A 20,245-nucleotide genomic window follows, 5' to 3' on the forward strand; every position below is an offset into this window, starting at 1 on the left:
CAAGCAGTGGTGAAAAACAGGCCGGCCGTGCTGCCGATGCCAAAAAAACAGGCAGTCCATGATTTGCAGAGAGGACTTCAAGCAAGGCATTTAACGATGATCTCAATTGGCGGAAGTATTGGAACAGGACTTTTTCTAGCGAGCGGTACCTCCATTTATTCCGCCGGACTAGGCGGTGCCCTGCTTGCCTACTCCATTATCGGAATCATGGTGTACCTGCTCATGACAAGTCTTGGGGAAATGGCCGCCTATATGCCGGTAACGGGCTCTTTCAGTACGTATGCTTCAAAATTTGCCGATCCAGCCCTCGGATTTGCACTGGGCTGGAATTATTGGTTCAGCTGGGCCATCACACTCGCCGTTGAAACATCGGCCGCAGCCATCTTGATGAGGTACTGGCTGCCGGATTCTTCCTCGCTCCTGTGGAACGCCCTGTTTCTGCTTTTGATTGTAGGATTGAATCTGATGCCGGTGAAAAAATACGGGGAAGCCGAATACTGGTTTTCTATGATTAAAGTGGCAGCCATCATCGTGTTTATCATTACGGGACTGCTGATGATCACTGGCATTCTTTCAGGACAAACCTCAGGACTGAGCGGCTTCACCGCGGGGGATGCGCCCTTCCACGGCGGACCGCTTGCCATCCTGGGAATCCTGATGATCGCCGGGTTCTCCTTCCAGGGAACCGAAATCGTTGGCATCGTCGCAGGAGAAAGTGATAATCCAAAAAAGAACATCCCAATCGCAATCAAACAAATTTTCTGGAGAATCCTTCTTTTTTACACGCTGGCGATTTTTGTCATTGCGATGATCATTCCCTTCACGGACGAACGCCTGATGGTGGGTGATCTAAGCAACGTCGCCATGAGCCCGTTCACACTCGTATTTGAAAAAGCCGGCATCGCCTTTGCCGCGGCGGTCATGAATGCAGTCATCCTGACATCTGTCCTGTCAGCCGGAAACTCCGGCCTATACGCAGCCACACGGATGCTGTACGTAATGGCAAAGGAGAAAAAAGCCCCATCCATATTGAAAAAAGTAAACAAAAACGGGGTGCCGATTTTCGCTCTGCTGCTGACGGCATTCGTCGGAATGCTCGCCTTCCTAAGCTCCATCTACAGCGAAGGAACCGTCTTCCTCTGGCTCCTGAACGCATCCGGACTAACCGGTTTTATCGCCTGGATGGGAATAGCAGTCAGCCATTACCGGTTCAGAAAAGGATATCTCTCTCAAGGAAACAAACTGGAGGACCTTCCTTATAAAGCAAAATGGTATCCACTTGGACCCATCCTGGCCGGCCTGCTCTGCCTATTCATTATCCTTGGCCAAAACTATCAAGCCTTCACAGGCGGACCAATCGACTGGCATGGAATCCTTGTCACCTATATCGGCCTCCCGATATTTATCGGAGCATGGATTGGACATAAAGTCATCTGCAAAACAAAATGGGTCACACCGGAAAAAATGGATCTAAAACCGTAGCTTATGAAGTGCTTTTTGCAACAGGAAATCACTTCGGTACATGGCTGCAAGTGAAAACGCTCAGACTGTATGGATTTGCAGCCATCAGGCGAAGTGATTTCACGCACTGCCCCGCCATCTGGGATGGCGGGGTTTTTGTGTTTGAGTGATGTGGTGGTGGGTAGATACCCAAAGAAACCAGTGATACCAGGCAATTGCTTCACAACCAACAATGCCAGGCAAGAATACCAGGCAAACGCTCCAAACCCAGCAATGCCAGGCAAGAATGCCAGGCAAACATCCCAAACCCAGCAATGCCAGGCAAGAATGCCAGGCAAACATCCCAAACCCAACAATGCCAGGCAAGAATGCCAGGCAAACGCTCCAAACCCAGCAATGCCAGGCAAGAATGCCAGGCAAACGACCCAAATCCAGCAATGCCAGGCAAGAATGCCAGGCAAACGCTCCAAACCCAGCAATGCCATGCAAACACCTCAAATCACTTGACCAGCGTCACCATCCCCCACCCTACAACTAAAGTCCGAGAAAAAATTCCTCCTTTCCATGTAAGAATATTCCGCTTCTTCCTGATATACTAACGAATAAGAAGGAGCGAAACGGCATGAACCTGGATGAAAGACGGATAAATGAATTAAAAACGCTGAAAACGATTGCAGAGAAGCTGAATGAGGGCAATGAACTTTCCATTCTCCTTCCTGATGTATTAAAGGAGCTCGTTTTATTGGCTGATATGAAGACAGGCTGGATTTTCCTTGTTGACGATCAAGGAAATCATTCGCTTGCTGCTGATTATTCATTGCCGGAAGCCCTTATGTACGAGGAAAAGAAACCAATGTGCGGTGAGAGCTGCTGGTGTATGGATCGTTTTCGAAGCGGCCGTTTGACGCAGGCTGCGAATATTTTAAGCTGTCAGAGAATTGAAGAAGCGATTGAACATAAATATGGTGATACCGAGGGCGTTACTCACCATGCAACTGTCCCGTTAAGTGCAGGGGGAGAGAGGTTTGGTCTGCTTAATATCGCATCACCGGGTAAGACGCATTTTTCTGATGAGGAGCTTGCTTTGTTAGAATCGGTTGCCTTTCAAATCGGGTCGGCGATTAAGCGGATCCAGCTTGCTGAGAATGAACAGAAGCTGGCCCTCATTGCAGAGAGAAACCGTCTTGCCCAGGATCTTCATGACTCGGTCAATCAGCTGCTCTTTTCGATTTCCCTGACAGCGGGCGGGATGAAGGAGATGACTGGGGAGCCGAAGCTTAAAGAAATGCTTACCTATGTGCAGGATTTGTCTCAGGAAGCCTTGTCTGAAATGAAATCGCTTATTTGGCAGCTAAAGCCTTCAGGATTGGAGAGGGGATTAACCTGTGCTCTTAAGCAATATGCTGAAATGCTTGGACTTACAGTTCATTGTGCGGTTAAAGGAGTCAGTAATCTTTCGCCTAAAATAGAGGTGATGCTCTGGAGAATCGGACAGGAAGCGCTGAACAACATTAGAAAACATGCAGGGGTTGATGGCGCGTCATTAATTTTTTCCAGATCAAAAGATAAGGTACAGCTTGTGATTAAGGATAAGGGGCGCGGATTTCATTGCACGAAGTCATCCTCTGATCTTCCTTCACTCGGTTTGCAGGGCATGAAACGGAGAGCTGAGCAGCTGAACGGAACATTTTTCATCCGGAGCAAGCCAGGGGCAGGGACCACTATACAAGTAACCATTCCATTAAAGGGAGCTGAAATGCCATGATTCGAATACTTCTTGCAGACGATCATCCGGTTGTGCGGAGGGGGCTTGGCTTTTTTCTGAGCATGCAAAAGGATATGGAAATTGCCGGGGAGGCCTCGAATGGGGCAGAGGCTCTGAATCTGGCCGGAGAGCTGAAGCCGGATATTATTCTGATGGATCTCAGTATGCCTGAGATGGATGGAGTCCAGGCGACAAAAGCCATTAAGGCTGCTTTTCCGAACATGAAAATTTTGATTTTGACAGCTATGCAGATCAGGATCATGTAATACCTGCAATTGAGTCGGGTGCATCAGGGTATCAGCTCAAGGATGTGGAGCCGGGGGAACTTGCTCAAAGCATCCGTGCGATTCTAAACGGGGAGAATAAGCTGCATCCGAAAGTAACGAATCATGTACTTGCCCACCTGTCGAATGGAAAAAAAGAGAAAAATCCTCTGACTGAATTGACAGCAAGAGAGCTTGACGTGTTAAAAGAAATCGCAAAGGGGAAAAGCAACAAAGAGATTGCTGCATCCCTGTTTATCACCGAAAAAACAGTTAAATCACATGTTTCCAATCTCCTTCCGAAGCTGCAGGTTTCGGATCGCACGCAGGCGGCGCTGCTTGCAGTAAGAGAAGGATTGGCCTAGGAGGATGACAGATGAACGTATTAGTACTAAGCGGCGGACCGAGGAAACACGGCCGTTCAGCCATTGCGGCAAAATGCATAGCGGAAAACCACAAAACGGATCTAATTGATCTGTCCCAGTTTGCTCTGCCGCTTTTTACGGGAGAAGAAAGTCAGGCAGCCGATTCTCAAGTGAAAAAGCTGAAAGAGGCGGCTGAAAAAGCAGATGGCTTCGTGCTGCTATCCCCTGAATACCACGGGGGAATAGCCGGTGCTCTAAAAAATGCTCTCGATTTTCTGAACAGTGGTTATTTTGCCCAAAAACCGGTTGCTTTAGTATCAGTAGCTGGCGGAGGAAAAGGCGGAATCAATACACTGAACCAAATGAGAACCATCATGCGGGCGCTCTACGCCAATACGATTGCCAAGCAGCTCGTTTTGGACCCCCATTGCTTTGATATGGAAGCAAAGGCTTTAAATGCAGAACCTGCGGGGCTGGTAAATGAGCTAATGGATGAACTGGCTCTTTATTTGGAAATTTCAAAGCAAATCAAAAAGCCGTAAAAACAGAAAGGAAGGCTAAGTCCGAGCGGACTGCCTTCCTTTTTTCACTCATCTATGTTAAAGGAACAGCATGTTCCTGGATTTCCGGATGTGCAGCATGATCGATGTATCGAAGCAATGTGTAAAGGTTCTGTTCGATCATGGTGTAGTCATGCTCAAAATTATAAGCATGCAAAAAATGTTCAATTTTTTTTGAAAGAAAATCATCGTGGGTCCGCACCATTAAGATCAGCAAATTGTCCCACTGGGAACGGTGCGTGTAATATAAAGCTTTATCATAATCAACGGTATTCAAATGATTTTCCTCCTTCATTTAGGAGTCCTTCTTAATGTGCGCTCACTCGTGAGAAATCCTCTGGGGAAAACTTGGCTTCCCGCGAAAAGCGGGATTGGGAGTTACTGCACAGGATAAGATTAATTTGCTTCGTTCGGGACAAAATAAGATAAAATCCTTTAGCGGAGGAGATCTTGTTGAAATCCCGATTTTGGCTGAATGCATTGGCTTTGATTTTATTTGCTGTATTTTGTATAGACTCTGCTGGAGTTTATTTTCATAAAGAAGAAATGCTGAAGGAGGAAGGGGAGTATGCCCTTCAAGCTGTTCAGGGGAGTTTTCCTGATGCGGCCATTCGTACATTTTCCTATAAAGGGCGAAAAACCTCCGGACGCGAGGCTATGGATTTTTATCGGGTGGAAGCAGCGGTAAAAAACCGTCATCCCCTTGTTCTGATCGTTGAAGTGACAGTCAATCCTCAAACAAGTGAACCGAAAAGAGCACACGTAAAAAAGCTTTGAACGTTTCCCCTGCCCCTTCCGGTGGTATAGTTTAGGCAAGTAAGGAAAGGGGCGGACCTACTCATGTTTCATGATACCGAGAAAAAGCTGATTTCATTATTTGTGCAAAAGGAATGGGATGAAGCCTATGCACTGATTTTACAGGATGAGCCGAACCATCCCGGTAAGCTGCACAAATTCAGCTTCTGGAAAGCATGCCTTCTTTGCATAAAAAATGAGCCGGATGAAGCGATGGCCACCTTGCAGAGCGCTTTTGACAAAGGCTTTTGGTGGAATCCAGATTTGCTGATGGGTGATCAGGATTTAAGCCCGCTTCAGGGAAGAAAAGCCTTCGAGGAGCTCATTTATGAATGTGAGCATCGCAAAAAACAGGCGATAAATGAAGCGAGACCGCTCGTAGAGTTTCATGGGAATCAGGATCCTTCAACTGCCGTCGTTGTTCTCCATGGACGTGGCGGGAATATGGAGGATACCATTCCCTATTGGATAAACGAAATGTCAGTACGCGACTGTTTATTCGCATTTCTGCAATCCTCGCAGGCAGCAGGTTATGATGCATACGGCTGGGATGATCATGAACAGACTGCAAGTGAAATAAAAGCAATTGTAAGCAAAATCATTAAAGATTATCCGGATGTGGAGAGGGTTATTCTTGCCGGCTTTTCACAAGGCGGAAAAACTGCCATCAAGCATGTTCTTAGCGGAGAGCTAGAAAGGACGAAGGAATTCTATGCAGTCGTTCCTGCTATTCGCGAGGAAGACCTTCATATAAATGGGGAAAGTGATACCAGTGGCTGGATCGTTACAGGCACAGAGGACCCTTTTTATGAAGATACGAAGAAAATGAAGCAGTATTTAGATAAGAAAAAAATAACATGTGAATGGATTGAATATGAAGAAATGGCTCATACATACCCTGAAAACTTTCCTGAGCTATTTCAAAAATCTATTCAATCAAAAAAAGTCACCCGGTGAAGGGTGACTTTTTTCTCAATTTCAGAGAATAAATGAGAATTCTGTCATTACATTTTGCTAAGCTGTGCTGTATAGGCGCTAATATCGATGCCGAGTGAATCAGCGAGACGCTGTCCATATTCTGCATCCGCACGGTAAAAGTTGCAGATGGCAAGCAGCTTTGTCCGCTCATGAACGCTTTGTAAGTCATCAGTCAGATTTTTGATCAGGTTGTCCTGCTCTTCTTTTGTGTAGCTGCGGTATTTTTCGCCGGCTTGCTTGAAATCGTTCGGCTTTTCGATTTTTTCCCTAGTGATATAGCCTGACGGAAGCGGTTGAACGCTGTCGCGGAAGGCTGGGACTTCCTGAGGAGCATCAGCATGACGAGTCGGCTCGTAGTTCACCGGAGAATTCTGCTGCTTCGTCTGCATAAATCCATCACGCTGGTTGTTGCGAACCGGAGCGTATGGGCAGTTTACCGGAATCTGCATGTAGTTCGGTCCCAGGCGGTGGCGCTGTGTATCAGGATATGAGAACAATCGGCCCTGCAGCAGTTTATCTTCAGACGCTTCAATTCCAGGTACTAATGCACTTGGAGAGAAGGCGGCCTGCTCAACTTCTGCAAAGAAATTTTCCGGGTTTTTATTTAAGGTCATCGTTCCGACTTTTTGTAGAGGATACTCATCCTCAGGCCATGTTTTAGTCGGATCGCACGGATCAAAATCAAGGCTGTCATACTCGTCCAGCGGCATAATTTGAACATGCAATTCCCACTCAGGATAATCTCCCTTTTCAATGGAATCAAAAAGATCGCGTGTAGCATGATTAAAATCCGTTTTTTGAATTTCAGCTGCTTCTTCAGCCGTCAGGTTCTTAATTCCCTGTACAGGCTTCCAGTGGTATTTCACATACACTACATTTCCTTGTGCATTCACCCATTTAAAGGTATGTACGCCGAAGCCCTCCATGTGACGGTAGTCCGCAGGTGTTCCATAATCAGAGAACAGGAACGTCATCATGTTCGTGGATTCCGGTGTAAGGGACATGAAATCCCAATAACGGTCTGGATCCTGGATGTTCGTTTCAGGAGATGGTTTTAATGAATGAACCATATCAGGGAATTTCATCGCATCCCGGATAAAGAAGACGGGCAAATGGTTTCCTACAAGATCATAGTTCCCTTCATTTGTATAAAATTTCACGGCAAATCCACGAGGATCGCGGAGGGTTTCTGGTGATCCCTTAGAATGAATAACGGTTGAAAATCTTACGAATACTGGTGTTTCTCTTCCTTCTTCGCTTAAGAAATCAGCGCGGGTAAATGGATACATGCTCGTTTCGGTTTTAAATACTCCATGAGCTCCAGCTCCGCGGGCATGGACGACGCGCTCAGGAATGCGCTCACGGTCAAAATGAGCGATTTTTTCAAGCAAATGATAATCTTCGAGAAGTGTCGGGCCGCGCTGGCCAGCTGTTCTGGAATTCTGGTTATCACCAACGGGGACACCCTGGTTTGTCGTCAAATTAGGACGAATGTTTTCAGTCATTATAAAATCCTCCCTTTCACTCTATCAATAATAATTATTATATAGTTTATATTTTAAGAGTCAATATTTAATTATAATAATTTTAATTTGGATGTGCTGCAAGGGAGAGGTACAGGGGTGGTATAATTTTACAAAAAAAGTATAGGGCGGTGAAAAATGAAAAAGCGGGTGGCTTGGATGGTGCCGGTGCTGCTGTTGGCGGGGTGCGGGGGATATATTCCTTCCGGAAGGGACGTTGTGAATACACACGGAGAGGTTAAAAACCATGAACGGCTACTGGATTTCATAAGCCATTCAGAAAAAGGAGTAAAGGATAAACTCAGAGTGGTGAGTTATACAACTGAGGGTGATGCCATGCTGCAGGATTTGGAATTCGACGGGAAGCTAATCAAATCACGATACGATTCGACGCGTGATCAATACGGAGACGGGGATGTAACCTATGCCTCATGTAAAACGATTGAGATGAAGGAGCATGAGGAAGAGCTGGAATATAAACTGACAATGTGCGGGAAAGACAATAGTGAGATGGCGTTATTAACAATAAGCAAGAAGTAAGAAAGATTGACTTGTAACATCATTTTCAGGAGATTCGGCTTATACGAAAGACCGGCGGAAGCGTCTCACATAGACGAACCGCCGGTCTTTTAATTTGTGCCCAGAACTTCCTGCAGCTGGCGCTGGTTTTTCACAAGATCGGCCAGTGTATAGCCATCCAGGATCTGCAGGTAAGACTGCAGGGCTTTGTTCAGCACGTGTTTTAATCCGCATACAGGCGAGATAACGCATTGATTCGTTTCAGGGTCAAAACATTCCACAAGGTTAAAATCATCTTCAGTTTTCCGTACAACCGCCCCGATGTTAATATCTGAAGGATCTAAAGCAAGCCTGATGCCTCCGTTACGTCCGCGAGTTGTATTAAGAAGGCCCATTTTGCCAAGTTCGTAGGTCACTTTCATTAAATGGTTCTTTGAGATACCGTAAACGTCTGCAATTTCTTTGATGTTTGATAACTTCTCCTGATCTTTTGCTGCCAGATAAATGAGGACCCGCAGCGAATAGTCGGTATAATTAGTCAGTCTCATAGCTACAACCCCGCTTAAGAATCTTAATTTAATAGTATCATACTGTTGCGTTAAATCGAGAAAGAACTCTTCAAATCAAGTAGAATTATGAATTTTTTGTGAATCTTTTCCGTGAAAGTGATCCAAAATGAATTTGGAACAAACAGGAATAAACGAGTGCCTTTCATTTTTTTATCTGCTAGGTCATACATTTAGGTAAGAAAGTGATAAGGGGGAAGGACGTTTGAGCGGATCACGACATGCATCCCTTCAGTATGCGATCGAGCAGATCACGGAAATCGCTGATGGGTTTGGACTGGATTACTATCCAATGCGCTATGAAATCTGTCCCGCGGACATTATTTATACGTTTGGCGCGTACGGTATGCCAACAAGGTTTTCTCATTGGAGCCACGGCAAACAATTTCATAAAATGAAACTCCACTATGATTTGGGATTAAGCAAAATCTATGAGCTCGTAATCAACTCAGATCCGTGCTACGCATTTTTGCTCGATACAAATTCACTTGTGCAAAACAAGCTCATCGTGGCCCACGTTTTGGCACACTGTGATTTTTTCAAAAATAACTGCCGATTCGGGAACACAAAAAGGGATATGGTCGAAAGCATGGCCGCAACAGCTGAAAGGGTGAAGCACTACGAAGTACTTCACGGAAGAAAAGAAGTCGAGGATTTCCTCGATGCGGTCCTTGCCATTCAGGAACACATTGACCCTTCTATAATGAGGCCAAAGCTTTCCTGGAGCATGGACGAAGAAGAGGAGGAGGATGCCCCTCCGAAAAACAGTCCATATGATGACCTCTGGAAGCTCGACAGCCGGGATGAGAAAAAAGAAAAAAAGAAAAAAGGGAAGAAAAACTTTCCTCCATCTCCCGAAAAAGACCTGCTGTTGTTTATTGAAGAACACAGCCGCGAGCTCGAGGACTGGCAGCGCGATATCCTGACAATGATGCGGGAGGAAATGCTCTACTTCTGGCCGCAGCTTGAAACGAAGATCATGAACGAAGGCTGGGCTTCCTACTGGCACCAGCGCATCATGCGTGAGCTGGATCTCACCTCAAGCGAAGCCATCGAATACGCCAAGCTCAACGCAGGAGTCGTTGTTCCATCCAAAACAAGCATCAATCCGTATTACCTCGGACTGAAAATCTTCGAGGACATCGAAGAACGGTACGACAATCCAACCGAAGAAATGAAACGCCTCGGCGTCAAGCCAAACTCAGGCCGTGAAAAAATGTTCGAAGTGCGGGAAATCGAATCCGACATTTCCTTCATCCGAAACTATCTCACAAAAGACCTCGTCCTGCGAGAAGACATGTACCTATTCCAAAAGCAGGGCCGCGACTACAAAGTCGTCGACAAAGACTGGAAAGGCGTCCGCGACCAGCTCGTCAGCATGCGCGTCAATGGGGGGTTCCCGTACATCACCGTCAATGACGGAGACTATATGAAAAATAATGAACTCTATTTAAAACACTGGTACGAAGACATCGAACTCGATCTCAAATATCTGGAGAAAGTGCTCCCATACGTTCACCAGCTTTGGGGCCGCCCGGTTCACATGGAGAGTATGCTGGAAGGGAAAAAAGTGATGTTTACGTATGATGGGAAGAGTGTCCATCGGAAATATTTGTGAGGGAGGAAGCCGCTTTGGGGAGCGGCTTTTTTGTGGTTATAGCTCGCAATTTGTATCCGTCCTAAGATAAAGGGATGTCAGTTAAATATGTATATGTTGTGAAAACGCTTGATTGTTCTAGAGGGATCGATAAGATTAAATGTACATACTGCTTACTGGGAGAGTGCAAATTTGAAATTCAACCTGTTCGTCATGAGTATCCTTTCCGTATTAGCCTTGGCTGCATGTTCATCTGAACCCAGCACCGGAAAGAAGGAAGAAGACCACGCCAGTCATCAGGAACATGCTGGCGAAGAAATCCGGGAAGAGACAAAAAGCATGAATTTGCTTCCTTCTTTTCTTGAAGACAAGCCTGAGGAAATGAAAGGCATCTATACGGCTGCTGCCAAACATCGGGAATTGCTTGAGTCCATCCCTTGCTATTGCGGCTGTGGAGATTCAGCTGGGCATCAAAACAACTTTGACTGTTTTGTTTTTGAAAACAAAGATAACGGAAGCCTTGTATGGGATGATCATGGAACAAAGTGCGGGGTTTGTTTGGAGATTGCAGCCAAATCAGTTATTGATTATCAAAATGGGAAGAGCATCAAAGAAATTCGCAGTAAAATAGATGAAGCATACAAAGATGGGTATGCAAAACCCACTCCTACGCCAAAAGTATAAAATCACCAAAGCCCTTTTTAAAAGTGACAGGGCTTTTTTTCATCGTTTTTTTCTTCAATCGTATCCATTGCTCAATTACATAAGTAAGCTTCATTCCCTGAAAATGGTTCATAGGATAATAGGATAAATCCTCGAAGGGAGTGAGATGGAATGAACGATCCTTGTTGCATGTCTCCATACAAGTTTCAGCCATATCACCATTATGCTAGGTTGGAAATTCACCCAGAGCTTGACCAATTTTTACGAATTGTACAAGGTCAAGGGATTGTTCAAATGGGCAAGAAAAAAGATAATTTAAACTTTGTACGTAAAGCTCAAGATGATTTTGCCATCGTGATCCCGCCGGAACATGGCACAATGTAACCAATACAGGGAATATCCCGTTAAAACTCTATTCTATATATGCTCCTCCACAACATCCATTTGGCACGGTGCATATAACTAAAGCTCAGGCATTGGCAGAGGAAAATGACTAGATGTTTGGTTGAATACGCCATTCTTTTCGAGTGTGCCTCTTTTTTAGATGATTTTAAAAAGTAAGTTTAGGGGCAGCAAAGGTTCATTCCTTCCTGCTCCCTTTTCATATTGGGTCACTGAATCCAGCTTTTTTCAAACATTCAAATAACCTTTTGACTAATTAATTATTCTGTTTTATTATTAAACTAATAATCAAATGAACGTTTGAATAACGAGGTGAATAATATGAAGGAAATTGATATCTGTGAGGTAACGTGCGTAGATGAAGAGAAAGTCGTACGGGTCAACGAACAGCTGAAGAATCAAGATCCAATGAGTGTGGCAAAAATTTTCAAGGCCCTTTCCGATCCAACGCGGCTTAAAATAGCCTACTCCCTTACGCTGGAGGAGGAGCTTTGCGTTTGCGACATTTCCAATATTGTAGAAGCTTCCAATGCAACAGCCTCCCACCATTTGAGGCTTTTGCATAACCTGGGATTAGCTAAGTACCGTAAAGTCGGGAAGTTAGTTTATTATTCGCTGGATGATGAACATGTGAGCCAATTAATTAAGATCGCGTTTACTCACCAAATGGAGATAGAAAACCGGGGGTGAGAATGGGATCAGAGGTAAGGAGTGTTTTGACATGTCGGAGCAATGCTGTGGTTCTAATAGTAAGAAAAACAACATGCAGGAAGTGAGCTGCTGTTCCTCAGGCAGTTCTTTATCCAATACAAATGAGTCAGTGGCTAAAGAAACTGGCTGCTGCTCAAGTTCAAATGGTGAGCAAAAGACAAATATTTCAGAACCAGCTGATTCATGCTGCAGCAGTGCCAAGCCCCTTGACGGCTGCTCCTCAAGTGAAGAAGCAGCGGCAACCATTATGCATCAAACAAAAAGCTGCTGCATTTCTGATTCCCAAACGAATGAAGGCGCTGCAGCCGAAAGCATGAACTTCCGGGTATACGGAATGGATTGTCCTGCCTGCGCGAAGACAATCGAAAAAGGAATTGGCTCATTACAAGGAATCCGGGATGTCCAAGTAAATTACAGTACAGCCAGAATGCAGGTAACCGCGGCAAGCGCTCAGGCTTTTGAACCGGTTCAGAACGAAATGAAAAAGCTTGGCTATACGGCTGAACAAATGAATGAGAAGAGAAATCTCAAAACATACACGGTTGAAGGAATGGACTGCGGAAGCTGTGCAAAAACGATTGAAAATCACTTGAGGCTAAACAAGTCTGTCCAAAGCGTAAATGTGAATTTTTCTACGGGAAAAATGAAAATTGAACATGCGAATTCTACAGATGAAATCATTAAAGAAGTGTCGAAGGTTGGGTTCAAAGCTTCTTTAGATTCAAGCCGCTCATCCAATCAGCCTTCTCCCTCTGTAAAAAGCAATGAAAATGGCTGGTTTATTCTTTCCGGAGTATTGATTGCAATGGGCTTTGCAGGTTCGTTCTTGGGAATTGACCCGTTACTATCTTCATTTTTGTATGCTTTTGCCATGATCATCAGTGGATACAAACCAGTGAAAAGTGCATTTTATTCCATCAAAAGCCGCTCGCTTGACATGAATGTCCTCATGTCCGCAGCTGCAATCGGGGCTGCCTTAATAGGAGAATGGCTGGAAGGTGCTACGGTCGTTTGGTTATTTGCTCTTGGAAATTTGCTGCAAAATAAATCGATTGAACAGACAAGGAATTCCATTCGCAATCTTATGGATTTGGCTCCACCGGAAGCCTGGATTAAAAATGGAGCAGATCTTGTGAAAAAACCTGTTGAAGAAATTTCGATCGGGGAAGTCATTTTTGTTAAGCCAGGTGACAAGATTCCATTGGACGGAGAAGTCGTTAAAGGAGAATCCAGTGTTAACCAGGCACCGATCACGGGAGAATCCATTCCGGTTGATAAAGAAGCGGGAGATACCGTTTTTGCCGGGACGATAAATGAGCATGGAACACTTGAAATCCGGGTAACGAAGCTCACTGAGGATACAACGATCGCAAAGATTATTCATTTGGTCGAAGAAGCGCAGGAGCAGAAAGCCCCGACGGAAGCATTTATTGATAAGTTCGCAAGTATCTATACTCCTGTCGTTTTTGTCATAGCACTGCTGATTATGATTCTGCCTCCAATAGCAGGATTTGGAACGTGGGGCGATTGGTTTTATAAAGGATTAGAGCTGCTTGTTATCGCCTGTCCATGTGCACTTGTCATCTCAACCCCGGTGGCCATTGTATCAGCCATTGGAAATGCGGCAAAGAACGGGATCCTGATTAAAGGCGGTACATTTTTAGAAAAAGCTGGTGCGATCACAGCGATTGCGTTTGATAAAACAGGAACGTTGACAGAGGGGAAACCGAAAGTATCAAAAGTTGAAGTGCTGGAAGGTACTGAGGAAGAACTGCTCTCCATTGCCCTCACGCTTGAAACCTATTCTACACATCCGATTGCCAAAGCGATTGCTGATTATGTGAAGTCAAAAGGAATACCTTCTCAAGAGGGAGACTCATTCAGTAACATTGTAGGAAAAGGGGTGCAAGCGACTGTAGAAGGGGTACCGTATTACGCAGGGAATCTCGCACTTTTTAAAGACATGAACCCATCGCTCGAGCAGGTCAGCAAACGCGTAATGGATCTGCAGAACGAAGGAAAGACCATTGTACTGATTGGTACGGATCAAAAATTAATAGGATTGATTGCCGTATCGGATACGATTCGGGAATCCACCACTTCTGCAATGAAAACATTAACGGAAAATGGAATCCGCGAAACGGTGATGCTGACGGGAGATAATACGGGAACCGCCAAAATGATCGCCTCTGAAGCGAACATCACCCGATACTTTGCAGAATTATTGCCAGAAGATAAAGTAAACGCCATAAAAAAACTTCAAAATGAAGGCCATAAAGTGGCCATGGTAGGAGACGGAATCAATGATGCCCCAGCATTAGCCGCCGCTGACTTGGGAATTGCGATGGGAGGAGCAGGCACAGATACAGCCATGGAAACAGCAGACATTGTATTAATGGCTGATAATCTGGATAAACTGCCTCACACCATCAAGCTCAGCAAAAAAGCGCTGGCCATCATCAAACAGAACATCTGGTTCTCCATCATCATTAAAGTCATTGCCCTGGCCCTTATTTTCCCCGGCTGGCTCACTCTTTGGATGGCTGTTTTAAGTGATACAGGTGCAGCGTTGATTGTCATTTTGAATGCGTTGAGGCTGTTAAGAGTTAAGGAATAACTGTGAGAAAGAACCATTGAATTCATATTCATTGGTTCTTTTTCGTTGGTATTGGACTTTTTGCGAACAGATGGATAAAGAAAGTATGTGCAACGGAAGTATTTGTGAGGGAGGAAGTCAATTTTCGCTATTTTTATACTCCCATTAATCCTGTTTGATATTATCGTTTAATACGATATAATCTTATTATAAGAAATAAAAGGAGGACACGATGGACAAAGCAGCATTAATAAACAAATATTGGACGGACATTTATTTTCATCTTCATTACGATCATAAGGAAAAAGTGACTCATCAGGTGATCCGGATCCTCCAGCTTGTTGATAAAAAAACAGATGCAGGAATAAATGAGGTGGCCTCATCTTTAAAGGTCTCTCATAATACGGCCTCAGAGCATGTAAAACGAATCATCGAGAAAGGGTATCTCTTTAAAAAAAGAGACACTCTGGATGAAAGAAAGGTCATCCTTTGTTTAACTGACTTAGGAAAAGAAGTACTTCATCGAAACACAAGTCTCGATGAAGAGAAATTGAACGGCATTCTAAGTGAGCTAAACCCTGAAGAAAAAGGAACCGTCGAACTTGCCCTGAAACTATTAAGTGAGCGTGCAAAAAAATGTACGTCATCTTAAAAATAATTGTGTCTGCCATCATCATTGCTGGTGTCACTGAAATTGCAAGGAGATTTCCAACCTATGGAGGAGTGGTAGCCGCCCTGCCGTTAGTCAGTTTACTGAGTATCGTCTGGCTATATGTACAAGGCGAGCAAACCGAAACATTAAGTAAATTTGCATTGGGAGTCATATGGGGATTTCCTGCAACAGCCGTTTTATTATTTGTTGTTTACATAGCTCTGAAGCATTCCCTGCATTTATTTGTCTCAATTGGATTGGGAGCGGGAAGCTGGTTTGTGTTTTTGGTTCTACAAGAAAGTGCTTGGAATTATTTAAAAAAATTATTTTTCAACTAAAGAGCTGCAGCAGAAGGAAGAGTCGCAGATACGCTTTTGATTGCTTCGCCTATACACCTTTTACAATGGTGTCTATTCTCCCAATTGATCCCGCAATCGTTAATACCAGTGGGCGGATGATTGTCATATAAACTTTGCCTCCCTATTAATCGTGCAGTTTACGAAAAAGTTCGTATGGATTATTATGGGAAAAGAGATTAGAGGCTATAAAACCCGTTTTTGGTGTCTTAGCCCTCTATAATAAAAGTAAAATAATTGAAAAAAAGGGTGGTATAAGTGGGTAGTGCCATTTGGAGCGAAGATACTGGTGATTACAAACAGGAACCATTAACGGATGAAATGATTCGTGAAGCGGAAGAAGACCTTGGTATTAAGCTGCCGGATTCTTACATAAGCCTTCTAAGAGAACAAAATGGGGGTTACATAGAATTTAATTCACATCCGGCGGATACGCCGAATTCCTGGGCTGATGATCATGTAAATGTAGAGTACATAATGGGAATCGGAAAAGAAAACGGGATTCTAGAGAGCCATTACTATATTGACGAATGGGATTTACCTAATGATATTGTCCTCATCTCCGGAGGGGGACATAGCTGGATAGCGCTTGATTACAGAAAGACCCAAACCGATCCCCCTGTCATTTTCATTGATAGTGAACAAGAACAGATTTTTGATCTTGCTCCTGATTTTGGGACGTTTTTAACCCAGTTAACGAATTGGGAAGAGGATGATGGAGAAGGGGAATTATATGTGAAAGAAAAAAAAGGGCTATGGAGATGGATCTTTAAAAAATGAGTAGTTTAGGCATCTATAGGAGGTGCCTATTCTTTCACGAATATCATTGACTTTGACTCAAGAGGGGAGGTATAATTATCTCAACTTCAAGATAATATATTGAAATTCAGCTTATATACCAAAGGGATATTGTAAAGATAGAGACTCTTTTTTAGTTATATATCTCGATTTCGAGATAAATGAAAAATTCTAAGGAGTGAAAATACATGACGAAAAAAACAATGGGCATTCACCACATCACAGCGATAGTCGGGCATCCGCAGGAAAATGTTGATTTTTACGCAGGCGCACTGGGATTGCGTTTAGTAAAAAAAACCGTAAATTTTGATGATCCAGGTACGTATCATCTTTATTTTGGAAATGAAGGTGGAAAACCGGGCAGCATCATCACCTTTTTCCCGTGGGCCGGTGCACGCCAAGGATCGATTGGAGATGGGCAGGTAGGCGTCACCACTTATTCAGTGCCAAAAGGTTCAATGAAGTTTTGGGAGCAGCGGCTGGAAGCATTCAAGGTTCCTTTTGCAAAATCGGACCGCTTTGGTGAACAGTATTTGGAGTTTGATGATCCTCATGGTCTGCACTTAGAAATGGTAGAACGGGAGGAAGGCGAAGCGAATACATGGACCTTCAATGGCGTCACTCCGGAAACGGCAATCAAGGGATTTGGGGGAGCGATTCTGCTTTCGACTCAGCCGGACCGGACAGCCGAATTGCTGGAGAACGTCATGGGGCTTGAACGCATTGGAAAAGAGGGAGATTATATCCGTTTCCGTTCCGAGGCTGATCTTGGAAATGTGATTGATATAAAAGCGACGCCAACCGGCCGCGGACAAATGGGAGTGGGAACCGTGCACCATATCGCATGGCGCGCAGCGGATGATGAGGATCAATTGGAGTGGCAAAAATATGTGGGAGAGCATGGATATGGCGTCACTCCTGTGAAAGACCGAAACTATTTTAACGCCGTTTATTTCAGAGAGCATGGCGAGATTTTATTTGAAATCGCGACTGATTCTCCAGGCTTTGCCCATGATGAATCTCATGAGACAATGGGACAGAAATTAATGCTTCCTTCTCAGTATGAGCAGGCAAGAGAACGGATTGAACGTGCTTTGATTCCGTTTGAGGTAAGAGAAATTGACTGAATTTAGGGGGGGATATCGTGCAAAAGACAGCTGGCATCCATCATATCACAGCTATGGTCAACGATCCGCAGCGGAATATTGATTTTTATGCAGGCGTATTAGGCTTACGGCTTGTTAAGAAAACCATTAACTTTGACCGTCCGGAAGTGTACCATCTTTACTTTGGAAATGAATCCGGCCAGCCTGGAACGATTATCACCTTTTTCCCCTGGGCTGACCAATTAAAAGGACGAATTGGGACGGGACAGGTCGGAGTGACGAGCTATGTGATTCCTCCAGGTTCCCGTTCATTCTGGGAGAGCCGTTTGATAAAGTTTGGCGTAAAGTTTTACAGGACCGAACGGTTTGGGGAAACGTATGTCGCCTTTCAGGATCCGGATGGTTTGGAGCTTGAATTGGTGGAACGGGAGGAAGGGCCCCTCAATACATGGAGCGTCAGCGGAATTCCATCGGATCGGGCTATTAAAGGATTCAGCGGCGCTACCTTAATCTCAGCCCAGCCGAATAAAACAGCGGATTTGCTTGAACAAGTACTAGGACTCGAATGCGTGGGACAGGAAGAAAGCTTTCTGAGATTTCGATCTGAGGGAGAGCTCGGCAACACCATTGATGTGAAGCTATCCCCTTCCGTACGCGGATTAATGGGAGCCGGCACTGTGCACCATATTGCCTGGAGAGCGAAAAATGAAGAAGACCATCTCAATTGGAGAGCCCTTCTTCAGGAGAAGGGATTTTATCCAACCGACATATTGGATCGCAACTATTTTAAAGCCCTTTATTTTCATGAAGAAGGCGGCATTTTATTTGAAATTGCGACCGATCCGCCCGGATTTACTGCAGATGAACCGGCTGATGAACTTGGCTCCAAGCTCATGCTGCCATCCTGGCTTGAACCGCAGCGGGAAGAATTAGAAAAAAGCCTGCCTCATGCAGAGGTAAGCGTTTTGGAGGAGGAATTATAATGAAACACATCTTTAACAAAGGAACCAATCCGGACAAACCTACTCTGCTTCTGCTTCACGGCACAGGCGGAAATGAACTTGACCTGCTTCCGCTCGCAGGAATGATTGATGAAGAGGCGTCCGTGTTAAGCGTCCGCGGAAATGTACTGGAAAATGGTATGCCCCGCTTCTTCCGCCGGCTCGCCGAAGGTATATTTGATGAAGAAGATCTCGTATTCCGCACACAGGAACTCAATCAATTTCTGGATGAGGCGGCCGAAACGTATCAGTTTGACCGACATCAAATCATCGCGATCGGCTATTCCAATGGAGCCAATATCGCGGCAAGTCTGCTATTCCATTACCAGGATGCTTTAAAAGGCGCCAGTCTTCACCATCCAATGGTGCCGAGAAGAGGGATTGAACTCCCGGATCTAACAGGGAAATCCGTCTTTATCGCTGCCGGCACTAACGATCCGATTTGTCCGGCTGAAGAATCAACGGAACTGCACGCCCTGCTGCAAGGAGCCAATGCCAAGGCAGAATTGCACTGGGAAAATCAAGGCCACCAGCTAACGCGGAGTGAGGTTGAGGCTGCGGCGAAGTGGTATAAGGGATTGTGAAGGAGGAAGAAAACTGCTTGTGCAGTTTTCTTTTTTTTGCACTTTGCACTGACCCCCGCTATGCAGCTCCGGCCCCGTGTCACGCGACGCCTAGAGCGGTCAGTGTTTGCACGGGCTATGCTCATTCCCCAAGTGCGGTAAAGGGTAGAAGGTCAGAGCAATGCACTGACCCCTGCCCTGATAAAGGACTAAAGCTCCGTCCCCGTGCCACATGACGCTTAAAGCCGTAAGGGATCGCTCTCTTCTTCCTCCTTCCCCCGGTGCGGTGAAGAAGAGAGGGTCAGTGCAAGCTGCTCATCAATTTCAACTCACAATACACTTAGTCCGTCAGCTGTGCACGTTTTTTACAATTGAAAGATGTGCGGTTATACTGAAAGCATACTTACAGGAGGGTGATTTGATGAGCCGCAAAAAAATGGTGATGCTCACTGTTTCTCTGCTTGCCGCATTTGGTTTGGCCGCTTGTTCGAACGGCGGGATGGATGAAAAGCATGAAGGAATGGATCATTCCAAGATGGAACATTCTAGCTCGGGTGAAGTGCCTGAAGGATTAAAAGAAGCAAAAAACCCGGCAAATCCTGTCGGGAGCAAGGCGATAGTGAAAACGGAACATATGGAAGGCATGAATGGAGCAGAAGCGACCATTGCGGGTGCTTATGATACAACGGTCTATGCGGTGACCTACACACCCAAAGGAGGCGGAGAAAAAGAAGTCAATCACAAGTGGGTGATTCACGAGGAAATCGAGAACGCGGGAGATGTTCCTTTTAAGAAAGGTGAAGAAGTAACCTTGATGGCAGACCATATGAAAGGAATGATGGGAGCAAAGGCGACCATTGATTCTGCTGAGAAGACAACCGTTTATATGATTGATTATTCTCCAGCGAATGGCGGAGAAGAAGTGAAGAATCATAAATGGGTGACGGAAAGCGAGCTTTCAGCCTTGATAAATAAAGAATGAGGAAGAGCATCTTATAGGGGATG

General features: G+C 45.0%; 21 protein-coding genes and 2 pseudogenes. 20 read left to right on the forward strand and 3 right to left on the reverse strand.

What is annotated here, in order from left to right:
• Positions 1-36 precede the first annotated feature (36 nt).
• The 5 genes and pseudogenes from J9317_RS04765 (at position 37) to J9317_RS04785 (ending at position 4,396) form a co-directional block, all read left to right on the forward strand.
• Positions 37-1,482: an amino acid permease gene (locus J9317_RS04765; protein WP_211562116.1), complete on the forward strand. Its 1,446-nt coding sequence runs from the start codon at positions 37-39 to the stop codon at positions 1,480-1,482.
• A gap of 141 nt (positions 1,483-1,623) precedes the next feature.
• Positions 1,624-1,968, forward strand: a complete 345-nt coding sequence (locus tag J9317_RS04770; RefSeq protein WP_211556712.1) for a hypothetical protein — start codon at positions 1,624-1,626, stop codon at positions 1,966-1,968.
• 115 nt (positions 1,969-2,083) lie between these two features.
• Positions 2,084-3,226 carry a GAF domain-containing sensor histidine kinase gene (locus J9317_RS04775; protein WP_211556713.1) on the forward strand — a complete coding sequence of 381 codons (1,143 nt, stop codon included), beginning with the start codon at positions 2,084-2,086 and terminating at the stop codon, positions 3,224-3,226.
• Positions 3,223-3,854: pseudogene (locus J9317_RS04780) on the forward strand (response regulator). The gene J9317_RS04775 and the pseudogene J9317_RS04780 overlap by 4 nt, the downstream one beginning before the upstream one ends.
• An 11-nt stretch (positions 3,855-3,865) precedes the next feature.
• Positions 3,866-4,396: an NADPH-dependent FMN reductase gene (locus J9317_RS04785; protein WP_211556714.1), complete on the forward strand. Its 531-nt coding sequence runs from the start codon at positions 3,866-3,868 to the stop codon at positions 4,394-4,396.
• Positions 4,397-4,448: 52 nt separating this feature from the next.
• On the opposite strand, the gene J9317_RS04790 is transcribed toward J9317_RS04785, so the two are convergent.
• On the reverse strand, positions 4,449-4,691 hold the full coding sequence (locus tag J9317_RS04790) for a YhdB family protein (RefSeq protein ID WP_035405685.1): 243 nt from the start codon (positions 4,689-4,691) through the stop codon (positions 4,449-4,451).
• Positions 4,692-4,867: 176 nt separating this feature from the next.
• Between J9317_RS04790 and J9317_RS04795 the strand changes: the two genes are divergently transcribed.
• Entirely contained in the window at positions 4,868-5,191 is a 324-nt protein-coding gene (locus J9317_RS04795) for a DUF3889 domain-containing protein (protein WP_211556715.1), read from the forward strand.
• A gap of 63 nt (positions 5,192-5,254) precedes the next feature.
• Complete coding sequence (locus J9317_RS04800; RefSeq protein ID WP_211556716.1) at positions 5,255-6,166, forward strand: alpha/beta hydrolase; 912 nt, start codon at positions 5,255-5,257, stop codon at positions 6,164-6,166.
• Positions 6,167-6,213: 47 nt separating this feature from the next.
• On the opposite strand, the gene J9317_RS04805 is transcribed toward J9317_RS04800, so the two are convergent.
• Complete coding sequence (locus J9317_RS04805; RefSeq protein ID WP_211562117.1) at positions 6,214-7,680, reverse strand: catalase; 1,467 nt, start codon at positions 7,678-7,680, stop codon at positions 6,214-6,216.
• Between the two features lie 168 nt (positions 7,681-7,848).
• Here J9317_RS04805 and J9317_RS04810 point away from each other — a divergent pair, with 168 nt between their 5' ends.
• Complete coding sequence (locus J9317_RS04810; protein ID WP_211556717.1) at positions 7,849-8,250, forward strand: DUF4362 domain-containing protein; 402 nt, start codon at positions 7,849-7,851, stop codon at positions 8,248-8,250.
• Between the two features lie 89 nt (positions 8,251-8,339).
• Here J9317_RS04810 and J9317_RS04815 read toward each other — a convergent pair whose 3' ends face one another.
• A complete protein-coding gene (locus tag J9317_RS04815) occupies positions 8,340-8,777 on the reverse strand; it encodes an RrF2 family transcriptional regulator (RefSeq protein WP_211556718.1) in 438 nt (145 codons plus the stop codon).
• Positions 8,778-9,000: 223 nt separating this feature from the next.
• On the opposite strand from J9317_RS04815, the gene J9317_RS04820 reads away from it, so the two are divergent.
• The 12 genes and pseudogenes from J9317_RS04820 (at position 9,001) to J9317_RS04875 (ending at position 20,222) form a co-directional block, all read left to right on the forward strand.
• Positions 9,001-10,413 carry a SpoVR family protein gene (locus J9317_RS04820; protein WP_211556719.1) on the forward strand — a complete coding sequence of 471 codons (1,413 nt, stop codon included), beginning with the start codon at positions 9,001-9,003 and terminating at the stop codon, positions 10,411-10,413.
• Between the two features lie 171 nt (positions 10,414-10,584).
• Complete coding sequence (locus J9317_RS04825) at positions 10,585-11,076, forward strand: PCYCGC domain-containing protein (RefSeq protein WP_249291997.1); 492 nt, start codon at positions 10,585-10,587, stop codon at positions 11,074-11,076.
• Positions 11,077-11,286: 210 nt separating this feature from the next.
• Positions 11,287-11,552: pseudogene (locus tag J9317_RS04830) on the forward strand (cupin domain-containing protein); the annotation flags it as partial.
• Positions 11,553-11,778: 226 nt separating this feature from the next.
• Entirely contained in the window at positions 11,779-12,147 is a 369-nt protein-coding gene (locus J9317_RS04835; RefSeq protein WP_211556720.1) for an ArsR/SmtB family transcription factor, read from the forward strand.
• Positions 12,148-12,178: 31 nt separating this feature from the next.
• On the forward strand, positions 12,179-14,785 hold the full coding sequence (locus J9317_RS04840) for a heavy metal translocating P-type ATPase (protein WP_249291999.1): 2,607 nt from the start codon (positions 12,179-12,181) through the stop codon (positions 14,783-14,785).
• A 211-nt stretch (positions 14,786-14,996) separates the two neighbouring features.
• The gene (locus J9317_RS04845; RefSeq protein ID WP_211556721.1) at positions 14,997-15,416 is read left to right on the forward strand and encodes a MarR family winged helix-turn-helix transcriptional regulator; all 420 of its coding nucleotides are present in this window, start codon (positions 14,997-14,999) and stop codon (positions 15,414-15,416) included.
• Complete coding sequence (locus J9317_RS04850; protein WP_211556722.1) at positions 15,401-15,754, forward strand: DUF3147 family protein; 354 nt, start codon at positions 15,401-15,403, stop codon at positions 15,752-15,754. The genes J9317_RS04845 and J9317_RS04850 overlap by 16 nt, the downstream gene beginning before the upstream one ends.
• Positions 15,755-16,030: 276 nt before the next feature.
• A complete protein-coding gene (locus J9317_RS04855) occupies positions 16,031-16,552 on the forward strand; it encodes an SMI1/KNR4 family protein (protein WP_211556723.1) in 522 nt (173 codons plus the stop codon).
• Positions 16,553-16,758: 206 nt separating this feature from the next.
• Positions 16,759-17,697, forward strand: coding sequence for a ring-cleaving dioxygenase (locus J9317_RS04860; RefSeq protein ID WP_211556724.1), 939 nt, complete (start codon positions 16,759-16,761; stop codon positions 17,695-17,697).
• A 14-nt stretch (positions 17,698-17,711) separates the two neighbouring features.
• Complete coding sequence (locus J9317_RS04865) at positions 17,712-18,659, forward strand: ring-cleaving dioxygenase (protein WP_347880550.1); 948 nt, start codon at positions 17,712-17,714, stop codon at positions 18,657-18,659.
• Entirely contained in the window at positions 18,656-19,261 is a 606-nt protein-coding gene (locus J9317_RS04870; RefSeq protein ID WP_211562121.1) for an alpha/beta hydrolase, read from the forward strand. Before J9317_RS04865 ends, J9317_RS04870 begins: the two co-directional genes overlap by 4 nt.
• A gap of 400 nt (positions 19,262-19,661) precedes the next feature.
• On the forward strand, positions 19,662-20,222 hold the full coding sequence (locus J9317_RS04875) for a YdhK family protein (protein ID WP_211556726.1): 561 nt from the start codon (positions 19,662-19,664) through the stop codon (positions 20,220-20,222).
• Positions 20,223-20,245: the final 23 nt, after the last annotated feature.

The sequence above is a fragment of the Metabacillus flavus genome (genome assembly GCF_018283675.1).
GTDB lineage: Bacteria > Bacillota > Bacilli > Bacillales > Bacillaceae > Metabacillus_B > Metabacillus_B flavus.